Origin of the sequence: Pseudomonas sp. CFBP 13719 (assembly GCF_014842095.1) — a bacterium.
In the GTDB taxonomy this organism is placed as follows: domain Bacteria; phylum Pseudomonadota; class Gammaproteobacteria; order Pseudomonadales; family Pseudomonadaceae; genus Aquipseudomonas.
Genome location: NZ_JACYVB010000005.1, coordinates 329405 through 355873 on the forward strand (window position 1 = coordinate 329405; position 26469 = coordinate 355873).

31 protein-coding genes and 4 tRNA genes are annotated in these 26469 nt (G+C 56.7%); all 35 read right to left on the reverse strand.

The features are described 5' to 3' along the window. Positions 1 to 2: 2 nt before the first annotated feature. Entirely contained in the window at positions 3 to 536 is a 534-nt protein-coding gene (gene rplF, locus IFT57_RS17990; protein ID WP_122475643.1) for a 50S ribosomal protein L6, read from the reverse strand. Between the two features lie 12 nt (positions 537 to 548). Continuing rightward, complete coding sequence (gene rpsH, locus IFT57_RS17995) at positions 549 to 941, reverse strand: 30S ribosomal protein S8 (RefSeq protein ID WP_122475645.1); 393 nt, start codon at positions 939 to 941, stop codon at positions 549 to 551. 212 nt (positions 942 to 1153) lie between these two features. Continuing rightward, on the reverse strand, positions 1154 to 1459 hold the full coding sequence (rpsN, locus tag IFT57_RS18000) for a 30S ribosomal protein S14 (protein WP_043192533.1): 306 nt from the start codon (positions 1457 to 1459) through the stop codon (positions 1154 to 1156). A 13-nt stretch (positions 1460 to 1472) separates the two neighbouring features. Next, positions 1473 to 2012 (reverse strand): 50S ribosomal protein L5, encoded by a 540-nt coding sequence (gene rplE / locus IFT57_RS18005; protein WP_122475649.1) that lies wholly within the window; start codon positions 2010 to 2012, stop codon positions 1473 to 1475. 20 nt (positions 2013 to 2032) lie between these two features. Next, positions 2033 to 2347 carry a 50S ribosomal protein L24 gene (gene rplX / locus IFT57_RS18010; protein WP_049860773.1) on the reverse strand — a complete coding sequence of 105 codons (315 nt, stop codon included), beginning with the start codon at positions 2345 to 2347 and terminating at the stop codon, positions 2033 to 2035. Between the two features lie 11 nt (positions 2348 to 2358). Beyond that, positions 2359 to 2727, reverse strand: coding sequence for a 50S ribosomal protein L14 (rplN, locus tag IFT57_RS18015; RefSeq protein WP_003243907.1), 369 nt, complete (start codon positions 2725 to 2727; stop codon positions 2359 to 2361). A 23-nt stretch (positions 2728 to 2750) separates the two neighbouring features. After that, positions 2751 to 3017 (reverse strand): 30S ribosomal protein S17, encoded by a 267-nt coding sequence (gene rpsQ, locus IFT57_RS18020; protein WP_043192528.1) that lies wholly within the window; start codon positions 3015 to 3017, stop codon positions 2751 to 2753. A gap of 2 nt (positions 3018 to 3019) precedes the next feature. Continuing rightward, positions 3020 to 3211 (reverse strand): 50S ribosomal protein L29, encoded by a 192-nt coding sequence (gene rpmC, locus IFT57_RS18025; protein WP_002555481.1) that lies wholly within the window; start codon positions 3209 to 3211, stop codon positions 3020 to 3022. Then, a complete protein-coding gene (rplP, locus tag IFT57_RS18030) occupies positions 3211 to 3624 on the reverse strand; it encodes a 50S ribosomal protein L16 (protein ID WP_122475651.1) in 414 nt (137 codons plus the stop codon). Before rplP ends, rpmC begins: the two co-directional genes overlap by 1 nt. A 12-nt stretch (positions 3625 to 3636) precedes the next feature. After that, positions 3637 to 4323 (reverse strand): 30S ribosomal protein S3, encoded by a 687-nt coding sequence (rpsC, locus tag IFT57_RS18035; RefSeq protein ID WP_003176422.1) that lies wholly within the window; start codon positions 4321 to 4323, stop codon positions 3637 to 3639. Between the two features lie 13 nt (positions 4324 to 4336). Then, complete coding sequence (rplV, locus tag IFT57_RS18040) at positions 4337 to 4669, reverse strand: 50S ribosomal protein L22 (protein WP_003103908.1); 333 nt, start codon at positions 4667 to 4669, stop codon at positions 4337 to 4339. 11 nt (positions 4670 to 4680) lie between these two features. Then, complete coding sequence (rpsS, locus tag IFT57_RS18045) at positions 4681 to 4956, reverse strand: 30S ribosomal protein S19 (protein WP_002555486.1); 276 nt, start codon at positions 4954 to 4956, stop codon at positions 4681 to 4683. Positions 4957 to 4972: 16 nt separating this feature from the next. Next, positions 4973 to 5797 carry a 50S ribosomal protein L2 gene (rplB, locus tag IFT57_RS18050; protein ID WP_122475653.1) on the reverse strand — a complete coding sequence of 275 codons (825 nt, stop codon included), beginning with the start codon at positions 5795 to 5797 and terminating at the stop codon, positions 4973 to 4975. A 14-nt stretch (positions 5798 to 5811) separates the two neighbouring features. Continuing rightward, positions 5812 to 6111: a 50S ribosomal protein L23 gene (gene rplW / locus IFT57_RS18055; RefSeq protein WP_002555488.1), complete on the reverse strand. Its 300-nt coding sequence runs from the start codon at positions 6109 to 6111 to the stop codon at positions 5812 to 5814. Further along, positions 6108 to 6710 (reverse strand): 50S ribosomal protein L4, encoded by a 603-nt coding sequence (rplD, locus tag IFT57_RS18060; protein ID WP_043192522.1) that lies wholly within the window; start codon positions 6708 to 6710, stop codon positions 6108 to 6110. Before rplD ends, rplW begins: the two co-directional genes overlap by 4 nt. Positions 6711 to 6722: 12 nt before the next feature. Then, positions 6723 to 7358, reverse strand: a complete 636-nt coding sequence (gene rplC, locus IFT57_RS18065) for a 50S ribosomal protein L3 (protein ID WP_043192521.1) — start codon at positions 7356 to 7358, stop codon at positions 6723 to 6725. A gap of 81 nt (positions 7359 to 7439) precedes the next feature. Further along, on the reverse strand, positions 7440 to 7751 hold the full coding sequence (gene rpsJ / locus IFT57_RS18070) for a 30S ribosomal protein S10 (protein WP_003186070.1): 312 nt from the start codon (positions 7749 to 7751) through the stop codon (positions 7440 to 7442). 141 nt (positions 7752 to 7892) lie between these two features. Continuing rightward, positions 7893 to 9086 (reverse strand): elongation factor Tu, encoded by a 1194-nt coding sequence (tuf, locus tag IFT57_RS18075; RefSeq protein WP_122475655.1) that lies wholly within the window; start codon positions 9084 to 9086, stop codon positions 7893 to 7895. Between the two features lie 30 nt (positions 9087 to 9116). Further along, on the reverse strand, positions 9117 to 11222 hold the full coding sequence (gene fusA, locus IFT57_RS18080; protein ID WP_122475656.1) for an elongation factor G: 2106 nt from the start codon (positions 11220 to 11222) through the stop codon (positions 9117 to 9119). A gap of 30 nt (positions 11223 to 11252) precedes the next feature. Continuing rightward, the gene (rpsG, locus tag IFT57_RS18085) at positions 11253 to 11723 is read right to left on the reverse strand and encodes a 30S ribosomal protein S7 (RefSeq protein WP_010490886.1); all 471 of its coding nucleotides are present in this window, start codon (positions 11721 to 11723) and stop codon (positions 11253 to 11255) included. Between the two features lie 98 nt (positions 11724 to 11821). Next, positions 11822 to 12193, reverse strand: coding sequence for a 30S ribosomal protein S12 (gene rpsL / locus IFT57_RS18090; protein ID WP_003186084.1), 372 nt, complete (start codon positions 12191 to 12193; stop codon positions 11822 to 11824). Positions 12194 to 12412: 219 nt separating this feature from the next. Beyond that, positions 12413 to 16612, reverse strand: coding sequence for a DNA-directed RNA polymerase subunit beta' (gene rpoC, locus IFT57_RS18095; RefSeq protein WP_122475658.1), 4200 nt, complete (start codon positions 16610 to 16612; stop codon positions 12413 to 12415). Positions 16613 to 16676: 64 nt separating this feature from the next. Further along, positions 16677 to 20750: a DNA-directed RNA polymerase subunit beta gene (rpoB, locus tag IFT57_RS18100; RefSeq protein WP_122795498.1), complete on the reverse strand. Its 4074-nt coding sequence runs from the start codon at positions 20748 to 20750 to the stop codon at positions 16677 to 16679. 216 nt (positions 20751 to 20966) lie between these two features. Further along, entirely contained in the window at positions 20967 to 21332 is a 366-nt protein-coding gene (gene rplL / locus IFT57_RS18105; protein WP_122475662.1) for a 50S ribosomal protein L7/L12, read from the reverse strand. A 78-nt stretch (positions 21333 to 21410) separates the two neighbouring features. Beyond that, complete coding sequence (gene rplJ, locus IFT57_RS18110; protein ID WP_122475664.1) at positions 21411 to 21911, reverse strand: 50S ribosomal protein L10; 501 nt, start codon at positions 21909 to 21911, stop codon at positions 21411 to 21413. 203 nt (positions 21912 to 22114) lie between these two features. Further along, the gene (rplA, locus tag IFT57_RS18115) at positions 22115 to 22810 is read right to left on the reverse strand and encodes a 50S ribosomal protein L1 (RefSeq protein WP_043192511.1); all 696 of its coding nucleotides are present in this window, start codon (positions 22808 to 22810) and stop codon (positions 22115 to 22117) included. Continuing rightward, complete coding sequence (rplK, locus tag IFT57_RS18120) at positions 22810 to 23241, reverse strand: 50S ribosomal protein L11 (protein ID WP_043192510.1); 432 nt, start codon at positions 23239 to 23241, stop codon at positions 22810 to 22812. Before rplK ends, rplA begins: the two co-directional genes overlap by 1 nt. Before the next feature lie 115 nt (positions 23242 to 23356). Further along, a complete protein-coding gene (nusG, locus tag IFT57_RS18125) occupies positions 23357 to 23890 on the reverse strand; it encodes a transcription termination/antitermination protein NusG (protein ID WP_010443972.1) in 534 nt (177 codons plus the stop codon). A 9-nt stretch (positions 23891 to 23899) separates the two neighbouring features. Continuing rightward, a complete protein-coding gene (secE, locus tag IFT57_RS18130; protein WP_122475668.1) occupies positions 23900 to 24268 on the reverse strand; it encodes a preprotein translocase subunit SecE in 369 nt (122 codons plus the stop codon). Between the two features lie 45 nt (positions 24269 to 24313). After that, positions 24314 to 24389, reverse strand: a tRNA-Trp gene (locus tag IFT57_RS18135). A 209-nt stretch (positions 24390 to 24598) separates the two neighbouring features. Beyond that, a tRNA-Thr gene (locus IFT57_RS18140) sits at positions 24599 to 24674 on the reverse strand. 26 nt (positions 24675 to 24700) lie between these two features. Continuing rightward, positions 24701 to 24774, reverse strand: a tRNA-Gly gene (locus IFT57_RS18145). Between the two features lie 24 nt (positions 24775 to 24798). Next, a tRNA-Tyr gene (locus IFT57_RS18150) sits at positions 24799 to 24883 on the reverse strand. Between the two features lie 289 nt (positions 24884 to 25172). Continuing rightward, positions 25173 to 25337 (reverse strand): hypothetical protein, encoded by a 165-nt coding sequence (locus tag IFT57_RS18155; RefSeq protein ID WP_185795443.1) that lies wholly within the window; start codon positions 25335 to 25337, stop codon positions 25173 to 25175. Positions 25338 to 25339: 2 nt separating this feature from the next. Beyond that, positions 25340 to 26329 (reverse strand): bifunctional biotin--[acetyl-CoA-carboxylase] ligase/biotin operon repressor BirA, encoded by a 990-nt coding sequence (gene birA, locus IFT57_RS18160; protein ID WP_192152225.1) that lies wholly within the window; start codon positions 26327 to 26329, stop codon positions 25340 to 25342. Positions 26330 to 26469: the final 140 nt, after the last annotated feature.

The window sequence follows — 26469 nt, forward strand, 5'->3', positions numbered from 1 at the left end:
CCCTACTTCTTCTTGGCTTCTTTACGGCGGACGACTTCGTCTGCGTAACGTACACCTTTGCCTTTGTAAGGCTCTGGCGGACGGAAATCGCGGATTTCAGCGGCCACTTGACCCACCAGCTGCTTGTCGATGCCCTTGATCAGGATATCGGTCTGGCTAGGAGTCTCAGCGGTGATGCCTTGCGGCAACTCGTAATCCACCGGATGAGAGAAGCCCAGCGACAGGTTCAGCACTGTGCCTTTTGCTTGTGCCTTGTAGCCAACACCGACCAGCTGGAGCTTGCGCTCGAAGCCTTGGCTTACGCCCTGGACCATGTTGTTGACCAAAGCGCGAGTGGTACCGGCCATTGCACGGGTCTGCTGATCGCCGTTCTTGGCAGCGAAACGCAGTTCGCCAGCCTCTTCAACGACTTCAACCGACGAGTGAACGTTCAGTTCCAGAGTGCCCTTGGCACCCTTCACCGAAAGCTGTTGGCCGGCGAATTTTACTTCGACACCAGCTGGCAGCTTAACGGGGTTCTTAGCGACGCGAGACATGCTTATCCCCCCTTAGAACACTGTGCAAAGTACTTCGCCGCCGACACCGGCAGCGCGCGCAGCACGATCCGTCATCACACCTTTGTTGGTGGAGACGATGGATACGCCGAGACCGCCACGAACTTTCGGCAGGTCATCAACGGATTTGTACTGACGCAGGCCTGGACGACTTACGCGTTTGACTTCCTCGATGACCGGACGGCCTTCGAAGTATTTCAGCTCGATGGAAAGCGACGGTTTTGCTTCGCTGCTTACCTGAAAACCCGCGATGTAACCTTCGTCCTTCAGAACTTTGGCCACAGCTACCTTCAACGTGGAAGATGGCATGCTTACGACGGGCTTTTCAGCCATCTGGGCATTACGGATTCGAGTTAGCATGTCCGCTAACGGGTCCTGCATACTCATGGGCTAGACGCTCCTGATACAAAAATAATTAGCCTTGCGGCTACAACGTCGCCGAGCGTTTGATCCGGTCCAAAAACCCGGGCTCAGGCGAGCCGGCAATTCTAGACGTACGGCAGAAATGAATCAAGCCCCATGAGGGGCTTGATTCAGTCGCCGTGACACCGGCGGTCGGTTGATTGCTCAATCGAGCGCAGGCATCTCGTCAGTCCGACTTACCAGCTGGCCTTGACCAGACCTGGTACGTCACCGCGCATGGCGGCCTGGCGCAGCATGTTACGGCCGAGGCCGAACTTGCGGTACACGCCATGTGGACGGCCAGTCAGGCGGCAGCGGTTACGCATGCGAGCGGCGCTCGCATCACGTGGCTGCTTCTGCAGGGCTACGGAAGCATTCCAGCGCTCTTCGTCACTTGCGTTCAGATTCACGATGATTGCTTTGAGCTCAGCACGCTTCTTGGCGTATTTAGCGACCGTCAGCTGACGCTTCAGCTCACGGTTTTTCATGCTCTTCTTGGCCATTTTCCTACTCCAATCAGTTGCGGAACGGGAAGTTGAAGGCACGCAGCAAGGCGCGACCTTCTTCATCCGAACGAGCAGTGGTGGTCAGGGTAATGTCCAGACCGCGCAGAGCATCGATCTTGTCGTAATCGATTTCCGGGAAAATGATCTGCTCTTTCACGCCCATGCTGTAGTTGCCACGACCGTCGAAGGACTTGGCATTCAGGCCGCGGAAGTCGCGTACCCGAGGCAGGGAGATCGCCAGCAGGCGGTCCAGGAATTCGTACATCTTGTCGCGACGCAAGGTCACCTTGACACCGATCGGCCATCCTTCACGGACTTTGAAGCCCGCGATGGATTTGCGCGCGAAGGTCACAACGGCTTTCTGGCCGCAGATCTTCTCGATGTCGGCTACAGCGTGCTCGATGACTTTCTTGTCGCCGATCGCTTCGCCCAGACCCATGTTCAGGGTGATCTTGGTAACGCGCGGAACTTCCATCACGTTCGCAAGCTTGAGTTCTTCCTTAAGCTTGGGAGCGATTTCCTTCCGGTAAATCTCTTTCAGTCGTGCCATGGTCTTCTACCTAGCAGTGTTCAAGCATCAACCGCTTTTTGGGTCGACTTGAAGACACGAATTTTTTTGCCTTCTTCTACTTTGAAACCAACGCGGTCAGCCTTGTTGGTTTCGCCATTGAAGATGGCGACGTTGGAAGCGTGCAGAGGCGCTTCTTTCTCGACGATACCGCCTTGTACGCCCGACATCGGGTTAGGCTTGGTATGACGCTTCACCAGGTTGACCCCACCAACGACCAGACGGTCGTCAGCGAGAACCTTGAGCACCTTACCGCGCTTGCCTTTGTCTTTGCCGGCGATCACGATGATCTCGTCGTCACGACGAATCTTTTGCATGTCGGATCTCCTTACAGCACTTCTGGGGCGAGCGAGACGATCTTCATGAACTTCTCGGAACGAAGCTCACGGGTCACTGGCCCAAAGATACGGGTGCCGATTGGCTCTTGCTTGTTGTTCAACAGAACAGCAGCGTTGCCATCGAAGCGGATGATGGAGCCGTCAGCACGACGAACGCCGTGACGAGTGCGGACTACAACAGCAGTCATCACTTGACCCTTCTTCACCTTGCCACGAGGAATTGCTTCCTTCACGGTCACCTTGATGATGTCGCCGATGCCAGCGTACCGGCGGTGCGAGCCGCCCAGTACCTTGATGCACATGACGCGACGAGCGCCGCTGTTATCGGCCACATCGAGCATGGATTGAGTCTGAATCATAGAATTTCTCCGACCCCTAGCCCTTAGACTTCAACAGCGCGTTCGAGAACGTCAACCAGAGCCCAGGACTTGGTCTTGGCCAGCGGACGGGTTTCACGAATAGTGACCTTGTCGCCGATCTTGCACTGGTTGGTTTCGTCATGAGCGTGCAGCTTAGTCGAACGCTTAACGTATTTACCGTAGATCGGGTGCTTTACGCGACGCTCGATCAATACGGTGATGGTTTTGTCCATCTTGTCGCTGACCACACGGCCAGTCAGCGTACGGACGGTTTTTTCGGCTTCAGCCATGATCACTTACCTGCCTGCTGGTTGAGCACAGTTTTCACGCGAGCGATGTCGCGCTTCACTTGCGAGAGCAGGTGAGACTGCCCCAACTGGCCAGTTGCTTTCTGCATGCGCAGATTGAACTGGTCGCGCAGCAAGCCGAGCAGTTGCTCGTTCAGTTGCTGTGCTGATTTTTCACGAAGTTCATTCGCTTTCATCACATCACCGTCCGCTTAACAAAGGAGGTGGCGAGAGGCAGCTTTGCAGCCGCCAAGGCGAAAGCCTCACGCGCCAGCTCTTCGGAAACACCCTCGATTTCATACAGGACTTTGCCTGGCTGAATCTGGGCAACCCAATATTCCACGTTACCCTTACCTTTACCCATACGAACTTCGAGGGGCTTTTTGGAGATAGGCTTGTCCGGGAATACACGGATCCAGATCTTGCCGCCACGTTTAACGTGACGGGTCAGTGCACGACGCGCTGACTCGATCTGACGAGCGGTGAGACGACCACGAGCTACAGACTTCAGCGCATACTCGCCGAAGCTGACTTTGCTACCGCGCTGAGCCAGACCACGGTTGTGGCCAGTCATCTGCTTGCGGAACTTCGTACGCTTAGGTTGCAACATTTGGCGTACCCCTTACTTAGCAGCTTTTTTACGAGGCGCAGGTGCTTGTGGTTTCAGTTCTTCTTGGCGACCACCAATTACTTCGCCTTTGAAAATCCAAACCTTCACACCGATCACACCGTAAGTGGTGTGAGCTTCGTAGTTGGCATAGTCGATGTCGGCACGCAGGGTGTGCAAGGGCACACGACCTTCGCGATACCATTCAGTACGTGCGATTTCAGCACCGCCGAGACGACCGCTCACTTGGATCTTGATGCCTTTGGCACCAATGCGCATGGCGTTCTGTACGGCGCGCTTCATGGCGCGACGGAACATCACACGACGCTCCAGCTGCTGAGCTACGCTCTGCGCAACCAGCATACCGTCGAGCTCCGGCTTGCGGATCTCTTCGATATTGATGTGCACAGGCACACCCATTTGCTTGGTCAGGTCCTGACGCAGTTTCTCAACGTCCTCACCCTTCTTCCCGATAACGATACCAGGACGAGCGGTGTGGATGGTGATACGTGCAGTCTGCGCCGGACGATGGATATCGATACGGCTTACGGACGCGCTTTTTAGTTTGTCTTGGAGATACTCACGCACCTTCAGATCTGCGAACAAGTAGTCCGCATAAGTCCGACCGTCTGCGTACCAGACGGAGGTGTGCTCCTTGACGATTCCCAGGCGAATGCCAATGGGATGTACTTTCTGACCCATCTGATCGACTCCGTTACTTGTCAGCAACCTTGACAGTGATATGGCAAGACCGCTTGACGATGCGATCAGCCCGGCCTTTGGCACGAGGCATGATGCGCTTCAGCGAACGCCCTTCGTTGACGAAAACGGTGCTGACCTTCAGGTCATCAACGTCTGCGCCTTCGTTGTGCTCGGCGTTGGCTACGGCCGACTCCAGCACTTTCTTCATGATTTCCGCGGCTTTTTTACTGCTAAAAGCCAGCAGGTTGAGCGCTTCGCCCACCTTCTTCCCGCGGATCTGGTCGGCGACCAAGCGGGCTTTCTGGGCGGAGATTCGAGCGCCCGACAACTTAGCGGCTACTTCCATTTCCTTACCCCTTAACGCTTGGCTTTCTTGTCAGCCACGTGCCCACGATATGTGCGGGTACCGGCGAACTCGCCCAGTTTGTGGCCGACCATGTCTTCGTTCACGAGAACGGGGACGTGTTGGCGACCGTTGTGTACTGCGATGGTCAGACCGACCATTTGTGGCAGGATCATCGAACGACGCGACCAGGTTTTAACTGGTTTGCGATCGTTCTTTTCCGCCGCCACTTCGATCTTCTTCAGTAGGTGAAGATCAATAAAAGGACCTTTTTTCAGAGAACGTGGCACTGTCGTATCCCTCTATTTACTTGCGACGACGGACGATCATTTTGTCGGTACGCTTATTACCACGAGTCTTCGCGCCCTTAGTCGGGAAGCCCCATGGCGATACCGGATGACGACCACCGGAGGTACGACCTTCACCACCACCATGTGGGTGGTCAACCGGGTTCATGGCAACACCACGAACGGTTGGGCGAACGCCACGCCAGCGTTTGGCACCGGCTTTACCCAGCGAACGCAGGCTGTGCTCGGAGTTCGAGACTTCACCCAGCGTTGCGCGGCACTCGGACAGCACTTTGCGCATTTCGCCCGAACGCAGGCGCAGGGTCACATAGACACCTTCACGAGCGATCAGCTGAGCCGAAGCACCAGCGGAGCGAGCGATCTGAGCACCTTTGCCAGGCTTCAGTTCGATGCCGTGGATGGTGCTACCGACCGGGATGTTACGCAGTTGCAGCGAGTTGCCTGGCTTGATTGGTGCCAGAGCACCTGCAATCAGCTGGTCGCCAGCGCTCACGCCTTTCGGTGCGAGGATGTAGCGACGCTCGCCGTCTGCGTACAGAACCAGAGCGATGTGAGCAGTACGGTTAGGATCGTATTCAATGCGCTCGACGGTGGCGGTGATGCCATCCTTGTCGTTGCGACGGAAGTCGATCATGCGGTAATGCTGCTTGTGACCACCACCGATGTGACGGGTGGTAATGCGGCCATTGTTGTTACGACCACCAGTCTTCGATTTTTTCTCGAGCAGCGGTGCGTGAGGAGCGCCTTTATGCAGCTCCTGGTTGACCACCTTGACCACGAAACGGCGGCCAGGGGAAGTCGGTTTGCATTTAACGATTGCCATGATGCACCCCTTCCTTACTCAGCACTGCTGCTGAAATCGAGATCTTGGCCTGGCTGAAGGGAGATAACTGCCTTCTTCCAGTCATTACGCTTGCCCAGACCGCGAGCAGTGCGCTTGCTTTTACCCAGTACGTTCAGGGTAGTAACACGCTCTACTTTCACGCTGAACAGGCTTTCGACGGCCTTCTTGATTTCCAGCTTGGTTGCGTCGGTAGCAACCTTGAAAACGAACTGACCTTTCTTGTCTGCCAGAACCGTAGCCTTCTCGGAAACGTGCGGGCCAAGCAGAACTTTAAATACGCGTTCCTGGTTCATCCCAGCAGCTCCTCGAATTTCTTCACGGCCGACACGGTGATCAACACCTTGTCGTATGCGATCAGACTAACTGGGTCGGAACCTTGGACGTCACGTACATCGACGTGCGGCAGGTTGCGAGCAGCCAGGTACAGATTCTCGTCGACGGAGTCCGATACGATCAGAACGTCGGTGAGGCCCATGCCATTCAGCTTGCCCAGCAGGTCTTTGGTTTTCGGTGCTTCGACAGCGAAGTCCTGAACCACGACCAGACGGTCGGTACGCACCAGCTCAGCAAGGATGGAGCGCAGTGCTGCGCGATACATCTTCTTGTTCAGCTTCTGGGTGTGATCCTGAGGACGAGCTGCGAAAGTGGTACCACCGCCACGCCAGATTGGGCTACGGATAGTACCGGCACGAGCACGGCCGGTACCCTTCTGACGCCAAGGGCGCTTACCGCCACCACGAACGTCGGAACGGGTCTTTTGCTGCTTGCTGCCCTGACGACCGCCAGCCATGTAGGCCACGACTGCCTGGTGCACCAGCGTCTCGTTGAACTCGCCGCCGAAAGTCAGTTCGGAAACTTCGATCGCCTGAGCGTCATTTACATTTAATTGCATTTTCGCTTCCCCTTAACCGCGAGCCTTGGCTGCCGGACGCACAACCAGGTTGCCGCCGGTTGCGCCAGGAACAGCACCCTTGACGAGCAGCAGATTGCGTTCAGCGTCGACGCGCACAACTTCCAGGGACTGCACGGTCACGCGCTCAGCGCCCATATGACCGGACATTTTTTTGCCCTTGAATACACGGCCAGGAGTCTGGCACTGGCCGATGGAGCCAGGGACGCGGTGGGAAACGGAGTTACCGTGGGTGTTGTCTTGACCGCGGAAGTTCCAACGCTTGATGGTACCGGCAAAGCCTTTACCTTTGGACTGACCGGTAACATCTACCAGTTGGCCCGCTGCGAAGAGTTCAGCATTGATCAAGTCGCCAGCCTGGTACTCGCCTTCTGCAAGACGGAATTCCCAGACGCCACGACCGGCAGCAACGTTCGCCTTTGCGAAGTGACCTGCTTGAGCAGCAGTCACACGCGAAGCACGACGCTCGCCGACAGTGACTTGCACTGCACGATAGCCATCAGTTTCTTCAGTTTTAAACTGGGTGACGCGATTCGGTTCGATCTCAATGACCGTGACCGGAATGGAGACACCTTCTTCGGTGAAAATACGGGTCATACCGCATTTACGACCGACTACACCAATAGTCATGTTGTAAACCTCATGAGTGTACGGGGCTTTCACCCGCTATGGCCGCCCATTTCAGAGCGTTACACGACTAAGACCCAAGTCTTAGCCGAGGCTGATCTGCACTTCCACACCTGCCGCAAGATCAAGCTTCATCAGCGCGTCAACGGTTTTGTCCGTTGGCTGGACAATGTCCAGAACACGCTTATGAGTGCGGATCTCGTACTGGTCGCGCGCGTCTTTGTTGACGTGCGGGGAAACCAGAACGGTGAACCGCTCTTTACGGGTAGGAAGTGGAATTGGACCACGCACCTGAGCACCAGTACGTTTCGCGGTTTCCACGATTTCCTGGGTGGATTGGTCGATCAGGCGATGGTCAAAAGCCTTCAACCTGATACGGATTTGCTGATTTTGCATTGGATTTCAGACTCCGGCTGCTGTTCCCACCGGGCGCAATGCACCCGTTAAAAGGAGGCGCAATTCTATAGACGCGCCCATCGAGTGTCAACCCAATAAAAAAGCCCCCGCTAAGCGGGGGCCTTTTCAAACGATCAACGATTACTCGATGATTTTGGCTACGACGCCAGCGCCGACGGTACGACCGCCTTCACGGATAGCGAAACGCAGACCGTCTTCCATTGCGATGGTCTTGATCAGGGTGACAACCATTTTGATGTTGTCGCCTGGCATTACCATTTCAACGCCTTCCGGCAGTTCGCAGTTACCGGTCACGTCAGTGGTCCGGAAGTAGAACTGTGGACGGTAGCCTTTGAAGAACGGAGTGTGACGACCGCCTTCTTCCTTGCTCAGTACGTAGACTTCAGCTTCGAACTTGGTGTGCGGCTTGACCGAACCCGGCTTGACCAGAACCTGGCCACGCTCGACGTCGTCACGCTTGGTGCCGCGCAGCAGCACGCCACAGTTCTCGCCAGCACGACCTTCGTCCAGCAGCTTGCGGAACATTTCAACGCCGGTGCAGGTGGTGACGGTGGTGTCACGCAGACCTACGATTTCCAGCGAATCCTGAACCTTGACGATACCGCGCTCGATACGACCGGTAACAACAGTACCGCGACCGGAGATCGAGAACACGTCTTCGATTGGCATCAGGAATGGCTTGTCGATGACACGAACTGGATCTGGGATGTAGCTATCCAGAGTCTCAACCAGTTTACGAACCGAGCTGGTGCCCATTTCGTTGTCGTCTTTGCCTTCCAGCGCCATACGAGCCGAACCGATGATGATCGGAGTGTCGTCGCCTGGGAAGTCGTAGGTCGACAGCAGGTCACGAACTTCCATCTCTACCAGTTCCAGCAGCTCGGCGTCGTCTACCAGGTCGGCCTTGTTCAGGTAAACCACGATGTACGGAACGCCAACCTGGCGGGACAGCAGGATGTGCTCACGGGTTTGTGGCATCGGACCATCAGCGGCCGAGCAAACCAGGATCGCGCCGTCCATCTGGGCAGCACCGGTGATCATGTTCTTCACATAGTCAGCGTGACCTGGGCAGTCAACGTGAGCGTAGTGACGGATCAGCGAGTTGTATTCAACGTGCGCGGTGTTGATGGTGATACCACGAGCTTTTTCTTCTGGAGCGCTGTCGATCTTGTCGAAGTCGACGATTGCGGAACCGAAAACTTCGGAGCAAACGCGAGTCAGAGCAGCAGTCAGAGTGGTTTTACCGTGGTCAACGTGACCAATGGTGCCAACGTTGACGTGCGGTAGGGAACGATCAAATTTTTCTTTAGCCACGACAATTAACTCCTTGCCTAAAGGACTGAATCAGCCTTGTTTTTTGGATACAGTTTCAGCGATGTGCGCCGGAGCTGTGTTGTATTTTTTGAATTCCATAGAGTAGCTTGCGCGACCCTGGGACATGGAGCGAACGTCGGTCGCATAACCGAACATCTCACCCAACGGAACCTCGGCGCGAATCACTTTGCCGGAAACCGTATCTTCCATACCCAAGATCATGCCGCGACGACGGTTAAGGTCGCCCATGACATCACCCATGTAGTCTTCAGGTGTAACAACTTCTACCGCCATGATCGGCTCAAGCAACTCACCACCGCCCTTCTGGGCCAGTTGCTTGGTTGCCATGGAGGCAGCGACCTTGAACGCCATCTCGTTGGAGTCGACGTCGTGGTAGGAACCGTCGAAAACGGTCGCTTTCAGGCCGATCAGCGGATAGCCGGCAACAACACCGTTCTTCATCTGCTCTTCGATACCCTTCTGAATCGCCGGGATGTATTCCTTGGGAACCACACCACCGACGACTTCGTTCACGAATTGCAGACCTTCCTGACCTTCGTCAGCAGGAGCAAAACGGATCCAGCAGTGACCAAACTGACCACGACCGCCGGACTGACGAACGAACTTGCCTTCGATTTCACAGTTCTTCGTGATGCGCTCACGATAGGAAACCTGAGGCTTACCGATGTTGGCTTCGACGTTGAACTCACGGCGCATCCGGTCAACCAGGATGTCCAGGTGCAGCTCGCCCATGCCGGAGATGATCGTCTGACCAGTCTCCTCATCGGTTTTAACACGGAAAGATGGATCTTCCTGAGCAAGCTTGCCCAGAGCGATACCCATTTTTTCCTGGTCATCCTTGGTCTTGGGCTCTACGGCAACCGAAATAACCGGCTCCGGGAAGTCCATGCGAACGAGGATGATCGGCTTGTCACCGTTGCACAAGGTTTCACCAGTGGTGACGTCCTTCATGCCGATCAAGGCCGCGATGTCGCCAGCGCGCACTTCCTTGATCTCTTCGCGAGCGTTGGCGTGCATCTGCACCATACGACCCACGCGCTCTTTCTTGCCTTTGACCGAGTTGATCACGCCGTCGCCGGAGTTCAACACGCCCGAATAAACACGGACGAAGGTCAAGGTACCCACGAATGGGTCAGTGGCAATTTTGAATGCCAGAGCGGAAAACGGTTCTGCGTCGTCTGCATGACGCTCCAGCTCGATGGTCTCGTCATCAGGGTCAGTACCCTTGATGGCAGGAATATCGACCGGGGCCGGCAGGTAGTCGATCACAGCATCGAGAACCAGGGGAACGCCCTTGTTCTTGAACGAGGAACCGCAAACAGCCAAGACGATCTCACCAGCGATGGTACGCTGACGCAGAGCAGCCTTGATTTCGTCGTTGGTGAGCTCTTCACCTTCGAGGTACTTGTTCATCAGTTCTTCGTTGGCTTCAGCCGCAGCTTCGACCATGTTGTTGCGCCATTCGTCAGCCAGTTCCTGCAACTCGGCAGGGATAGGCTTGCGAACAGGAACCATGCCTTTGTCAGCATCGTTCCAGTACACAGCTTCCATGGCCAACAGATCGATCTGGCCCTGGAAATTGTCTTCGGAACCGATAGCCAGCTGGATAGGCACCGGAGTGTGACCCAAACGCTGCTTGATCTGACCGATCACACGCAGGAAGTTAGCGCCAGCACGGTCCATCTTGTTTACGTAAACAAGACGAGGAACGCCGTACTTGTTGGCTTGACGCCATACGGTTTCCGACTGCGGCTCTACACCCGAGGTACCACAGAACACAACGACAGCGCCGTCGAGTACACGCAGGGAACGCTCAACTTCAATGGTGAAGTCTACGTGGCCCGGGGTATCGATGACGTTGAAGCGATGCTCGTCCTTGTACTGCTTCTCGGAGCCCTTCCAGAAGGCGGTGATAGCAGCAGAAGTGATGGTAATACCACGCTCCTGCTCCTGAACCATCCAGTCTGTGGTCGCGGCGCCGTCATGCACCTCGCCCATTTTGTGGCTTTTGCCGGTGTAAAAAAGGACGCGCTCGGTGGTCGTGGTTTTACCAGCGTCCACGTGAGCAACGATACCAATGTTACGGTAGCGGTTAATCGGTGTAGTACGAGCCATAAAGCCCTCGCAAAATTAGTGACGCTGAATTTAGAAGCGGTAGTGCGAGAACGCTTTGTTGGCTTCAGCCATACGGTGAACGTCTTCACGCTTCTTAACTGCAGCACCTTTGCCTTCGGCAGCGTCCAGCAGTTCGCCGGCCAAGCGCAGAGCCATCGACTTTTCACCGCGCTTGCGCGCGAAGTCTACCAGCCAGCGCATTGCCAGGGCGTTACGACGGGACGGACGAACTTCGACCGGAACCTGGTAAGTAGCACCGCCTACACGGCGCGACTTCACTTCGACCAGCGGAGCGATGGCGTCGAGAGCTTTCTCGAAGATTTCCAGGGGGTCGCTGTTCTTGCGTTCTTTAACCTTGTCCAGCGCGCCATAAACGATACGCTCGGCAACGGCTTTCTTGCCGCTTTCCATCACGTGGTTCATGAACTTGGCCAGGATCTGGCTGCCGTATTTTGGATCGTCAAGCACTTCGCGCTTGGCTGCTACGCGTCTTCTTGGCATGGATAAGCCCTCAAACGGTCTTCAGGTTAGCTCGGGACAAGCCCGACCTTACTCTTATCGACTCAGAAAAATAGATAACTGCAGTGTGCAAACGCCGATTACTTCGGACGCTTGGTACCGTACTTCGAACGACCTTGGTTACGACCTTTGACGCCGGAGGTATCCAGGGAGCCGCGAACGGTGTGATAACGAACACCTGGCAAGTCTTTTACACGACCGCCGCGGATCAGTACCACGCTGTGCTCTTGCAGGTTGTGGCCTTCACCGCCGATGTACGAGGAAACCTCGAAACCGTTGGTCAGGCGCACACGGCATACTTTACGCAGTGCCGAGTTAGGTTTTTTCGGCGTGGTGGTGTACACACGGGTGCACACACCACGACGTTGCGGGCAGTTCTGCAGCGCAGGTACGTCGGATTTCTCGACGATACGCTTGCGCGGCTGACGTACCAGCTGGTTGATAGTTGCCATCTACTAGCTCCACTGTTGTCTTGCGACGCTATTGTCTTGCAAGAAAAGCAAAAATGGCAGGAATCAATCCCGCCAAATTTAGGGGTACAAGAGTCTAAAGAGGATCTCGTCCCCAGTCAAGACAAGGCCCCGGCCTCCCCTGCCGACTCCGCTGCGACATTTTGTGTCGTTGCGGAGTTGGCAGGGGCTACCAGGGCCCCGTCATCACTACCGCTGGTCTCAATTACCGCTTGAGTTCAGCGCTTCGGTCAACGCAGCTTCCACTTCACTGGCGCTGACGCGAGTCGGTTTGTCGAGTTCACGGCGACGCTTGCGCTCGCTGTGATACGCCAGACCGGTACCAGCCGGGATCAGACGACCCACGACCACGTTCTCTTTCAGGCCGCGCAGGTAGTCGCGCTTGCCGGTGACTGCCGCTTCGGTCAGCACTCGAGTGGTTTCCTGGAAGGAAGCCGCCGAGATGAACGATTCGGTGGACAACGACGCCTTGGTGATACCCAGCAGCACACGAGTGAATTTCGAAACGAATTTCTCGTCCGCACTCAGTCGCTCGTTTTCACCCAGTACATGGGTCAACTCCATCTGGTCGCCCTTGATGAAGCTGCTGTCGCCGGACTCGGAGATTTCAACCTTGCGCAGCATCTGACGCAGAATCGTCTCGATGTGCTTGTCGTTGATCTTCACGCCCTGCAGACGGTATACGTCTTGAATCTCGTTGACGATGTACTTGGCCAACGCACTCACACCCAGCAAACGCAGGATATCGTGCGGATCGCTAGGACCGTCGGAGATAACTTCGCCGCGGTTCACTTGTTCGCCTTCGAAGACGTTCAGGTGACGCCACTTCGGAATCAGCTCTTCATACGGATCGGTGCCGTCGTTCGGCGTAATGACCAAGCGGCGCTTGCCTTTGGTTTCCTTGCCGAAAGCGATGGTACCGCTGACTTCCGCCAGGATCGAAGCTTCCTTCGGACGGCGCGCTTCGAACAGGTCGGCAACACGCGGCAGACCACCGGTGATGTCGCGAGTCTTCGAAGTTTCCTGTGGAATACGGGCGATAACGTCACCCACACCCACTTGCGCACCATCCGCCACGCCGACCAGGGCGTTGGCTGGCAGGAAGTACTGGGCCGGTACGTCGGTACCTGGCAACAGCAGATCCTTGCCGTCGACGCCAACCATCTTGACGGCTGGGCGAATTTCCTTGCCAGCAGCTGGACGATCCTTGGCATCGAGCACTTCGATGTTGGTCAAGCCGGTCAATTCGTCTGTCTGACGCTTGATCGTGATGCCTTCTTCCATGCCCACGTAGGTCACGGTACCTTTCATCTCGGTGACGATTGGGTGAGTGTGCGGGTCCCACTTGGCCACGATAGCGCCAGCGTCGACCTTGTCGCCTTCCTTCACCGAAATCACTGCACCGTATGGCAGCTTGTAACGTTCGCGCTCACGACCAAACTCGTCGGCAATCGCCAACTCACCCGAACGCGATACTGCAACCAGGTTCCCGTCCAGACGCTCGACGTGCTTCAGGTTATGCAGGCGGACAGTACCGCCGTTCTTCACCTGGACGCTGTCAGCCGCCGAGGTCCGGCTTGCCGCACCACCGATGTGGAACGTACGCATTGTCAGCTGGGTACCGGGCTCACCGATGGACTGGGCGGCGATAACGCCGACCGCTTCACCGATGTTCACCTGGTGACCGCGAGCCAGATCACGGCCGTAGCACTTGGCGCAGATACCGTAACGAGTTTCGCAGCTGATCGGCGAACGCACGATGACTTCGTCGATGCTGTTGAGCTCGATGAATTCAACCCACTTCTCGTCCACCAGCGTACCGCCTGGAACGATCACTTCGTCGGTGCCAGGCTTGAACACGTCGCGGGCGATCACTCGACCCAGAACGCGCTCGCCCAACGGCTCGACGACATCACCGCCTTCAATGTGCGGCGTCATCAGCAGACCGTGCTCGGTACCGCAGTCGACTTCGGTAACGACCAGATCCTGTGCAACGTCAACCAGGCGGCGAGTCAGATAACCGGAGTTAGCTGTCTTCAGCGCGGTATCCGCCAGACCCTTACGAGCACCGTGAGTCGAGATGAAGTACTGAAGTACGCTCAAGCCTTCACGGAAGTTCGCGGTGATCGGCGTCTCGATGATCGAGCCGTCCGGCTTGGCCATCAAGCCACGCATACCGGCCAGCTGGCGAATCTGAGCAGCCGAACCCCGAGCACCGGAGTCAGCCATCATGTACATCGAGTTGAACGATTCCTGGTCCACTTCGTTGCCATGACGATCGATGACCTTCTCTTTCGAGAGGTTCGACATCATTGCCTTGGATACTTCGTCGTTGGCCTTGGACCAAAGGTCGATCACCTTGTTGTACTTCTCGCCCTGGGTTACCAGGCCGGAAGCATACTGGCTCTCGATCTCTTTCACTTCGTCGGTCGCGGTACCGATGATGCGAGCTTTCTCATCCGGGATAACGAAGTCGTTAACACCGATGGAAACGCCGGAAATGGTCGAGTAGGCAAAACCGGTGTACATCAACTGGTCAGCGAAAATCACGGTCTCTTTCAAACCAACCACGCGGTAGCACTGGTTGATCAGCTTGGAGATCGCCTTTTTCTTCATCGGCAGGTTGACGACATCGTACGACAGACCTTTTGGCACAACCTGGTACAACAAGGCACGGCCGACAGTGGTGTCGACAATACGAACGTTGCTCACGCTGCCGCCGTCACGGTCGTTGACGGTTTCGTGGATACGCACTTTGACCTTTGCGTGCAGTGCGGCTTCGCCGGCACGGAACACACGGTCAACTTCCTGCAGATCCGCGAACACACGACCTTCGCCTTTGGCGTTGATCGCTTCACGCGTCATGTAGTACAGACCCAATACAACGTCCTGCGACGGAACGATGATTGGCTCACCGTTGGCTGGCGACAGGATGTTGTTGGTCGACATCATCAGCGCACGGGCTTCGAGCTGGGCTTCCAGCGTCAACGGTACGTGGACCGCCATCTGGTCGCCGTCGAAGTCGGCGTTGTACGCAGCACAGACCAGAGGGTGCAGCTGGATAGCCTTGCCTTCGATCAGTACCGGTTCAAACGCCTGGATACCCAGACGGTGAAGGGTCGGTGCACGGTTGAGCAGCACGGGGTGTTCGCGAATCACTTCGGCGAGAACGTCCCATACTTCCGGCAGCTCGCGCTCGACCATCTTCTTGGCGGCCTTGATGGTGGTCGCCAGACCACGCATTTCCAGCTTGCCGAAAATGAACGGCTTGAACAGTTCCAGAGCCATCTTCTTCGGAAGACCACACTGGTGCAGGCGCAGGGTCGGGCCTACGGTAATAACCGAACGACCCGAGTAGTCGACGCGCTTGCCGAGCAGGTTCTGACGGAAACGACCCTGCTTACCCTTGATCATGTCAGCCAGGGATTTCAGAGGACGCTTGTTCGAACCGGTAATGGCACGACCGCGGCGACCGTTGTCGAGCAGTGCATCCACAGCTTCCTGCAGCATGCGCTTTTCGTTGCGCACGATGATGTCGGGAGCCGACAGATCCAGCAGGCGCTTCAAACGGTTGTTGCGGTTGATCACTCGACGATACAGATCGTTGAGGTCGGAAGTCGCAAAGCGACCGCCATCCAGCGGAACCAGTGGACGCAGGTCTGGCGGCAGAACCGGCAGAACGGTCAACACCATCCACTCAGGCAGGTTGCCGGAGCCCTGGAAGGCCTCCATCAACTTCAGGCGCTTGGACAGCTTCTTGATCTTGGTTTCCGAGTTGGTCTGCGGAATCTCTTCGCGCAGACGGCCAATCTCGTGTTCCAGGTCAATGGCGTGCAGCAGCTCACGAACGGCTTCGGCACCCATGCGGGCATCGAAATCGTCGCCGAACTCTTCGAGTGCTTCGAAGTACTGTTCGTCGTTCAGCAGCTGGCCCTTTTCAAGGGTGGTCATGCCCGGGTCGATAACGACATAGCTCTCGAAGTAGAGAACGCGTTCGATATCACGCAGGGTCATGTCCATCAGCAGGCCGATACGGGACGGCAGCGACTTCAGGAACCAGATGTGGGCGACTGGCGAAGCCAGTTCGATGTGAGCCATGCGCTCGCGGCGAACCTTGGCCAGTGCAACCTCGACGCCGCACTTCTCGCAGATCACGCCACGGTGCTTCAGGCGCTTGTACTTGCCGCACAGGCACTCGTAGTCCTTGACCGGGCCAAAGATCTTGGCGCAGAACAAGCCGTCACGCTCGGGCTTGAACGTACGGTAGTTGATGGTTTCCGGCTTCTTAACTTCACCGAAGGACCACGAACGGATCATTTCAGGCGACGCGAGGCCGATACGGATCGCATCGAACTCTTCGACTTGACCCTGGTTTTTCAGCAAATTCAGTAGGTCTTTCAAGGCCTTTCCTCCTGGCGGAGCAGGGAGTGGACGGTAACCGTCCACTCCCGATTCGCGTCACGTGTTATTCGGTTTCCAGATCGATGTCGATACCCAGAGAACGAATCTCTTTGATCAGCACGTTGAAGGACTCGGGCATGCCCGGCTCCATACGGTGATCGCCGTCCACGATGTTCTTGTACATCTTGGTACGACCGTTCACATCGTCCGACTTAACTGTGAGCATTTCTTGCAGGGTGTATGCCGCGCCGTATGCTTCCAGCGCCCACACTTCCATCTCCCCGAAACGCTGACCACCGAACTGCGCCTTGCCACCCAGCGGCTGCTGGGTAACCAGGCTGTAGGAACCAGTGGAACGCGCGTGCATCTTGTCGTCCACCAAGTGGTTCAGCTTCAGCATGTACATGTAGCCAACGGTGACCGGGCGCTCGAACTTGTTGCCGGTACGGCCGTCGAACAGCTGCATCTGGCCGCTTTCCGGCATGTCTGCCAGTTTCAGCATGGCCTTGATTTCGCTTTCCTTGGCGCCGTCGAACACCGGGGTGGCCATAGGAACGCCGCCCTTGAGGTTCTTCGCCAGATCCAGGATTTCCTGATCGGAGAAGGTTTCCAGCTGCTCTTGACGACCACCGATCTCGTTGTAGATCTCGGTCAGGAACTTGCGCAGATCAGCTACCTTACGCTGCTCTTCGAGCATGGTGTTGATCTTCTCGCCCAGCCCCTTGGCCGCTAGGCCCAGGTGGGTTTCGAGAATCTGACCAACGTTCATGCGCGACGGTACACCCAGAGGGTTGAGTACCACATCCACCGGCGTACCGTTGGCGTCGTGCGGCATGTCCTCGACAGGCATGATCACCGAGACCACACCCTTGTTACCGTGACGACCAGCCATCTTGTCACCCGGCTGGATGCGACGGCGAATGGCCAGGTAGACCTTGACGATCTTCAGAACGCCTGGAGCCAGGTCATCGCCTTGCTGCAGCTTGCGCTTCTTGTCTTCGAACTTGTCGTCCAGCAGACGGCGACGATCGACGATGTAGGCCTGGGCCTTCTCGAGCTGCTCGTTCAGCGCGTCTTCGGCCATGCGCAGTTTGAACCACTGGCCATGTTCCAGGCCGTCGAGGACCTCGTGGGTGACCTCGGTGCCTTTCTTCAGCCCAGCGCCGCCTTCGACGATCTGACCCATCAGAGCCGAGCGCAGACGTTCGAAGGTCGCGCCTTCGACGATGCGGAACTCTTCGTTCAGGTCCTTGCGGATTTCGTCCAGCTGGCTCTTCTCGATCGACAGTGCACGAGCATCACGCTCGACACCGTCACGGGTGAAGACCTGTACGTCGATGACGGTACCCTTGGTGCCGGTAGGCACGCGCAGGGAAGTGTCCTTAACGTCGCTGGCCTTCTCGCCGAAGATCGCACGCAGCAGTTTTTCTTCCGGAGTCAGCTGGGTCTCGCCTTTCGGAGTGACCTTGCCGACCAGGATGTCGCCGGCGCCGACTTCAGCACCTACGTAAACGATACCGGCTTCGTCCAGCTTGTTCAGCGCCGCTTCACCCACGTTCGGGATGTCGGCAGTGATTTCCTCTGGGCCAAGCTTGGTGTCACGGGCCACGCAGGTCAGTTCCTGGATGTGGATCGTGGTGAAGCGATCTTCCTGAACCACACGCTCGGACAGGCAGATGGAGTCTTCGAAGTTGAAGCCGTTCCACGCCATGAACGCGATGCGCATGTTCTGACCCAGCGCCAGTTCACCCATGTCGGTGGACGGGCCGTCGGCCATGATGTCGCTGCGCTGAACCACGTCACCTTTGTTCACCAGCGGACGCTGGTTGATGCAGGTGTTCTGGTTCGAGCGGGTGTATTTGGTCAGGTTGTAGATGTCGACACCGGCTTCGCCAGTCTCGACTTCATCATCGGCAACCCGGACCACGATACGGCTGGCATCGACGGAGTCGATCACACCACCACGACGAGCCACGACGCAGACGCCGGAGTCACGGGCAACGTTGCGCTCCATGCCGGTACCTACCAGCGGCTTGTCGGCACGCAGGGTCGGTACAGCCTGACGCTGCATGTTCGAGCCCATCAACGCACGGTTGGCGTCGTCGTGCTCGAGGAACGGAATCAGCGATGCCGCTACCGAAACAACCTGCTTGGGCGAAACGTCCATCAGGGTGACGTCTTCCGGCGCCTTGACGGTGAATTCGTTCAAGTGACGCACTGCAACCAGCTCGTCGATCAGGACTTTCTTGTCGTTCATCGTGGCCGAGGCCTGAGCGATCACGTGATCGGCTTCTTCGATGGCGGACAGGAAAACGATCTCGTCGGTGACCAAAGCGTCTTTCACCACACGGTACGGGCTTTCCAGGAAGCCGTACTGGTTGGTGCGCGCATAGGCCGCCAGGGAGTTGATCAGACCGATGTTCGGACCTTCCGGCGTCTCGATCGGGCACACGCGACCGTAGTGCGTCGGGTGAACGTCACGCACTTCGAAGCCGGCACGTTCACGGGTCAGACCGCCAGGGCCAAGTGCGGAGACACGACGCTTGTGGGTGATCTCGGACAGCGGGTTGTTCTGGTCCATGAACTGCGACAGCTGGCTGGAACCGAAGAACTCTTTCACCGCGGCAGCAACTGGCTTGGCGTTGATCAGGTCCTGCGGCATCAAGCCTTCGCTTTCAGCCATCGACAGGCGTTCCTTGACCGCACGCTCGACACGCACCAGGCCTACACGGAACTGGTTCTCGGCCATCTCGCCTACGCAGCGAACACGACGGTTACCCAAGTGGTCGATGTCATCGACGATGCCTTTGCCGTTGCGGATGTCGACCAGGGTCTTCAATACGGCAACGATGTCTTCCTTGCTCAGAACACCCGAACCTTCGATCTCGGTACGACCGATACGACGGTTGAACTTCATCCGGCCGACCGCAGACAGGTCATAGCGCTCGGGGCTGAAGAACAGGTTGTTGAACAGGGTCTCGGCGGCATCCTTGGTTGGAGGCTCGCCTGGACGCATCATGCGGTAGATTTCCACCAGCGCTTCAAGCTGGTTGCCCGTGGAGTCGATCTTCAAGGTATCGGAGATGAACGGACCACAGTCGATATCGTTGGTATACAACGTTTCGATGCGAACGACCTGCGCCTTGGCGATCTTGAGCAGAAGGTCGGTGGTCAGTTCGGTGTTGCACTCGCACAGGATCTCGCCGGTCGCCGGATGCACGATGGCCTTGGCCGTGGTGCGACCCAGAACGTAGTCCAGCGGGACTTCCAACTGCTTGATGTTGGCTTTTTCGATCTGGTTGATGTGTCGGGCAGTGATACGACGGCCTTGCTCGACAATGACCTTGCCTTTCTCGTCGAGGATATCGAGAACGGCGATTTCACCGCGCAGGCGCTGGGGCACCAGTTCCAGGCTGAGCAGTTCGCCCTGCACGTGGAATACGTTGGTGGTGTAGAACGCATCCAGGACTTGCTCGGTGCTGTAGCCCAGAGCGCGCAGCAGTACCGAGGCAGGGAGCTTGCGACGACGGTCGATACGGACGAATACACAGTCTTTCGGATCGAATTCGAAGTCCAGCCAGGAGCCACGGTAAGGAATGATACGGGCGGAATAGAGCAGCTTGCCCGAGCTGTGCGTCTTGCCACGGTCGTGGTCGAAGAACACACCCGGCGAACGGTGCAGCTGGGAAACGATGACGCGCTCGGTACCGTTGATTACGAAGGTACCGTTCTCTGTCATCAGGGGGATTTCCCCCATATAGACTTCCTGCTCCTTGATGTCCTTGATCGCTTTGTTCGACGATTCTTTGTCGAAAATGATCAGGCGCACTTTCACGCGCAGCGGCACAGCGTAGGTCACGCCACGCAGTACGCACTCTTTGACGTCAAAGGCCGGTTCGCCCAGACGATAACCAACGTACTCCAGAGCAGCGTTGCCGGAGTAGCTGATGATCGGGAAAACGGATTTGAAGGCCGCATGCAGACCGACATCACGGAACTGGTCCTTGGTCGCGCCCGCCTGCAAGAATTCGCGATACGAATCCAGCTGGATAGCCAAGAGGTACGGTACGTCCATGACGTCCGGCAACTTGCTAAAGTCCTTGCGGATACGTTTTTTCTCAGTATATGAGTAAGCCATCAGCGTTCCCCAGCTTGGTCACCTGCTTGTGGCTTCTCCCGACGGGAGCAGCCAGAAAATCGTGCAAACCCCGTGGTTTGCGCCACCCTCGGGTGGTTACAGCGCGTTGCCGGCGTCGACCTGATCGACTGCCAGTAACGGAAAAAGGCCGGTGGCATGAGCCACCAGCCATCAGCCTTTCGCTTGACGCTCGGGCTGGAGACGCAAGGTCGATGCTTACTTCAGCTCGACTTTGGCGCCTGCTTCTTCCAGCGTTGCTTTGGCTTTGTCGGCTGCGTCTTTGGCAACAGCTTCCAGAACCATGGCAGGAGCGCCGTCAACTACAGCCTTGGCTTCTTTCAGGCCCAGACCGGTCAGTTCACGAACTGCCTTGATCACGTTTACTTTCTTCTCGCCAGCTTCCAGCAGCATGACGTTGAATTCGGTTTGCTCTTCAGCAACAACTGCAGCAGCAGCTGGGCCAGCAGAAGCAGCGGCAGCAGAAACGCCGAATTTTTCTTCGAAAGCTTTGATCAGCTCAACAACCTGCAGAACCGACATTTCAGCTACGGCGTTGAGGATATCGTCTTGGGAGATAGACATTGCTGTATTTCCTGAATTGGGGGACGGCCTACACGGCCATCGAAATAAACAAAAAAGCGCGAGAGAAAATGCTCAGACTCAGGCTGCAGCAGCTTCTTTTTGCTCGCGAACTGCGGCCAGAGTACGAGCCAGCTTGCTGGTAGCGCCTTGAATCACGCTCATCAGCTGCGAAATGGCTTCGTTACGGGTCGGCAGTGTTGCCAGTACGTCGATTTGGTTAGCTGCGAGGAACTTGCCCTCGAACGCAGCTGCCTTGATCTCGAACTTGTCCTGACCCTTGGCGAATTCCTTGAACAAGCGAGCAGCAGCACCCGGGTGTTCGGTGGAAAATGCGATCAGGGTCGGGCCGGTGAACACGTCGTTGAGGACACTGTATTCAGTGTCGGCAACAGCGCGCTTGAGCAGGGTGTTACGTACGACACGTACGTATACGCCAGCTTCACGAGCCTCTTTACGGAGTCCGGTCATAGCGCCTACTGTCACACCACGGGCATCAGCCACGACAGCGGACAGAGCAGCTTTGGCAGCCTCGTTGACTTCAGCGACGATGGCCTTCTTGTCTTCGAGATTAATTGCCACGGGTTTAACTCCTGCTTGTTACCGTTTCATCTGGCCGAAGCCGGATGTCGTTTTGGTGTCTGATTCGGTAAGGAACCGGGAGCACCATCTGCGTAGGCTTGAGGTTTAAGGCTTGCGCCGCCTACGGTCTTGGATAGCCCCCGCCAGGCAGGGACCCCAATTTTTCAGCCAATGGCACGGTCACCCGCGCCACCGACAAAGTCTTACGCGTCCAGCGAGCCTTGGTCGATGACCAGACCTGGGCCCATGGTGGTGCTCAGGGTGACGCGCTTGACGTAGATACCTTTCGAGGAAGCCGGCTTGATACGCTTGAGATCGGCGATCAGGGCTTCAACGTTTTCCTTCAGCTTGACGGCGTCGAAACCGACCTTGCCAACGGAAGTGTGGATGATGCCGTTCTTGTCGGTGCGGTAGCGAACCTGACCAGCCTTGGCATTCTTGACGGCGTTGGCGACGTCTGGCGTCACGGTACCGACTTTCGGGTTAGGCATCAGGCCACGTGGACCGAGGATCTGACCCAACTGACCAACAACGCGCATGGCATCCGGGGATGCGATGACAACGTCATAGTTCAGGTCGCCGCCTTTCATTTCGGCAGCCAGATCGTCCATGCCCACGCGGTCTGCGCCGGCAGCCAGAGCGGCCTCGGCAGCTGGACCCTGGGTGAACACCGCAACACGTACGGTCTTGCCAGTGCCGTGCGGCAGCACAGTAGCGCTACGTACGACCTGGTCGGATTTACGTGGGTCAACGCCCAGGTTCACAGCCACGTCAACGGACTCGCTGAACTTGACGGTGGACAGTTCGGTCAGCAGCGCAGCTGCGTCTTCGAAGTTGTACAACTTGCCTGCTTCGATCTTGGAAGCAATAGCTTTTTGGCGCTTGGTCAGCTTAGCCATTACACACCCTCCACGTTGAGGCCCATGGAGCGAGCAGAACCGGCGATGGTACGCACGGCTGCTTCCATGTCAGCGGCAGTCAGGTCCGCATTCTTGGCTTTTGCGATATCTTCGAGCTGAGCGCGAGTCACGGTACCGACTTTGACGGTGTTCGGACGAGCCGAGCCGCTGGTCAGACCGGCTGCTTTCTTCAGCAATACCGAAGCAGGGGTGCTTTTGGTTTCGAAGGTGAAGCTGCGGTCACTGTATACAGTGATGATTACAGGAGTCGGCAGGCCGGCTTCTTGACCCTGGGTACGGGCGTTGAAGGCCTTGCAGAATTCCATGATGTTCACGCCGTGCTGGCCCAGAGCCGGGCCGACGGGCGGGCTAGGGTTGGCCTGGCCGGCCTTTACTTGCAGCTTGATGTAAGCCGTGATTTTCTTAGCCATGAGCTACTCCACTATTGGGTACGAGCGCCTTTCGGCTCCCCAGTTGCTTGCGTTTTATCCCAGTGACGACAAAACCCCGCAGCTTACGCCTGCGGGGTATGGGATCCGTTTCCAATCAGACCTTTTCGACCTGACTGAACTCGAGCTCTACCGGAGTAGAGCGACCGAAAATGAGCACCGCGACCTGGATCCGGCTCTTTTCGTAATTGACTTCTTCGACGGTACCGTTGAAATCCGCGAAAGGACCATCGGTCACGCGAACCACTTCGCCCGGCTCGAACAGCGTCTTTGGCTTGGGCTTGTCGCTACCATCAGCAACGCGACGCAGGATAGCCTCAGCTTCCTTATCGGTGATCGGAGCCGGCTTGTCAGCCGTGCCGCCGATGAAACCCATGACCCGAGGCGTGTCCTTGACCAAGTGCCAAGTACCTTCGTTCATGTCCATCTGAACCAGCACATAGCCTGGAAAGAACTTGCGTTCGCTTTTACGCTTCTGGCCATTTCGCATCTCGACCACTTCTTCAGTGGGGACGAGAATTTCGCCAAAACCGTCTTCCATACCAGCCAGCTTTACACGCTCGATCAAAGAGCGCATAACATGCTTCTCGTAACCCGAGTAAGCATGCACAACGTACCAACGCTTAGCCACGGGACACCCTTAGCCAACAATCAAGGAAACAAGCCAGCCGAGCAGGGAATCGAGCCCCCACAACAGCAACGCCATGACCAGAACGACCGCGACTACGATCAGCGTGGTCTGTGTGGTCTCTTGGCGAGTCGGCCAAACGACTTTACGTATTTCGGTGCGCGCTTCCTTAGCCAGGATGAAGAACGACTTGCCTTTGGCAGTCTGCAGCGCCACATAGGCAGCCACAGCGGCAATGGCGAGAAGCGCAAGCACCCGGTACAGGATCGGCGACGCGGAGTAGTACTGATTACCAACCACGCCAACCACAACCAAAGCGATAACAACGAGCCACTTCAGCAGATCGAAACGAGATTCTGGGGCTTCAGCCTTGGGAGTCATCTAGGAGGATCCTGTGAAAAGAAAGCCAGACACACCGAGTGAATCTGGCAGGTCAGGAGGGAATCGAACCCCCAACCTACGGTTTTGGAGACCGTCGCTCTGCCAATTGAGCTACTGACCTAAAACAAATCAGGCCGAACATTATGCCGACCCGGGAAAGCTATTTCAACACCTGATTGGACCGCCATGCTACACAAGGACATATCAATCATCCCTGGCACAGACCTCACAACCCAAGATGCCAACAGCAGAGATGTGCGACACCCACAGGAGCAACACACATCTACCATTAAAACAAAGGCAGATATTTTCATATCTGCCTTGCAAAAATGGAGCTCTTGAGCGGATTTGAACCGCTGACCTCACCCTTACCAAGGGTGTGCTCTACCAACTGAGCTACAAGAGCTTGAAACCATGCACAAACAGCAAACTTGGAGCGGGTAGCGGGAATCGAACCCGCATCATCAGCTTGGAAGGCTGAGGTTCTACCACTAAACTATACCCGCGGAGCTTGCAGCTCACGCTAAAAATGGTGGAGGGAGAAGGATTCGAACCTTCGAAGTCGTAGACGTCAGATTTACAGTCTGATCCCTTTGGCCGCTCGGGAACCCCTCCTTAACGTGGCGGCATTTTACGCTATGCCACCTCACTGTCAAGCTTTTTCTCATTAAAATCTTGAGGTTAGCTACATCGACAGCTGTTTCACTGCGCCGGGCTTTCGCACCATCGCTGTGAAGCGGGCGCCATTCTATGCAAACGATCCGTACCTGGCAATACCCCAGCTCAGATTATTTCATGTTTTAAGTCATTGAATTCATTGGGACCGAACGTATGCCTTGTCACCACTGGCGGTTCGCTCATCGCACGCTCGGGCAAATACGCCAAGTGCCGCCCATGAGAATGCTCAGCGCTGGGTTTCAGGCTTTTCGTTCAGCAGCTGGATGTGGTGCCGCTCACCTTTGTAGGTAGAGAGAGGGGCCAGCTCCTTGGGGCGCACGGGAAGCTCCTGGTGGTGCCAGCCGGCGTAGAACACGTTCAGAACCAACAGCAGTAGTACAAGCCAGCGCATTGTCACCCCTCCCTCGAATCACGCGCGGCGGGCGCCCCGCTGTCTTCTACAAGACGCAGGCTGAGCTCTCCGCCACTGAACACCTGCTCGGTGTCGTCCACAGAAAGGCGCAGGCCGCCTTGTCCATCTATTCCCAGCACCCGGCCTTCAATGGCCTTCGACCCGGCACTGAGGACAACAGCCCTGCCCTGCCAAGCATGCAGCCCCTCCCACTCCTCACGCAACTGCTCGAACCCCGACAGTGCGTGACGCTCCAGGTGACTGCGAAGCTGCGCATTGAGCTCGACAACCAACTCATTGCGATCAACCAGGCTCATCCGCTGCAGGCGTACAGAGGTCCAGGGCCGATCCACCGCCGTGTTCTGCCTCATGTTCACGTTGATACCAATACCGATGACTACATGACATACATCACTGGGATCGCCAACCAGCTCCAGCAGTATCCCTGCGAGCTTCTTTTCTCCCACCAGAATATCGTTTGGCCATTTGAGCCTTGCCTCGCCTACGCCCTGCGCATGCAGCGCTCGGACCACGGCAAGTCCCACCACAAGGCTCAAGCCTTCCAGGCGAGCCATTCCCCCCTCGATACGCAGCGCCAGGCTGTAGTAGAGATTTTGCGCATACGGACTCACCCATGGCCTGCCCCGCCGCCCTCTACCTGCGGTTTGCCGCTCTGCCAGGATCAACAGCGGCATCTGGCATGCGTCAGCGACGGCACGCAATGCTTCGGCATTGGTGGAGTCGACGCTATGCATGACACGAAGCGTCCAGCCCGCAGGGGCGCTTGCCGCGAGTACCTCGCTGGAGAGCACGGAGACAGGGTCGGCCAGGCGATAGCCTTTACCGCGCACCTTGTGCACCTCGATGTCCAGCTCCGCCTGCAGTTGCTGCAGTTGTTTCCACACAGCACTGCGACTGACCCCCAAGGCCACGCCCAACGCTTCGCCCGAGTGAAAATGACCGTCTTTCAGTAGATCCAGCAATGGTGACATAGCGAACTCGGCGTCTCGGTAGGGCGCAATGATAGCGATGACGAAGACTGATTTGAAACGCTAAAAAGACAAAACCCCTACCTGCTCGCGCAGATAGGGGTTTCGGAATTGAATCTTGACGATGACCTACTCTCACATGG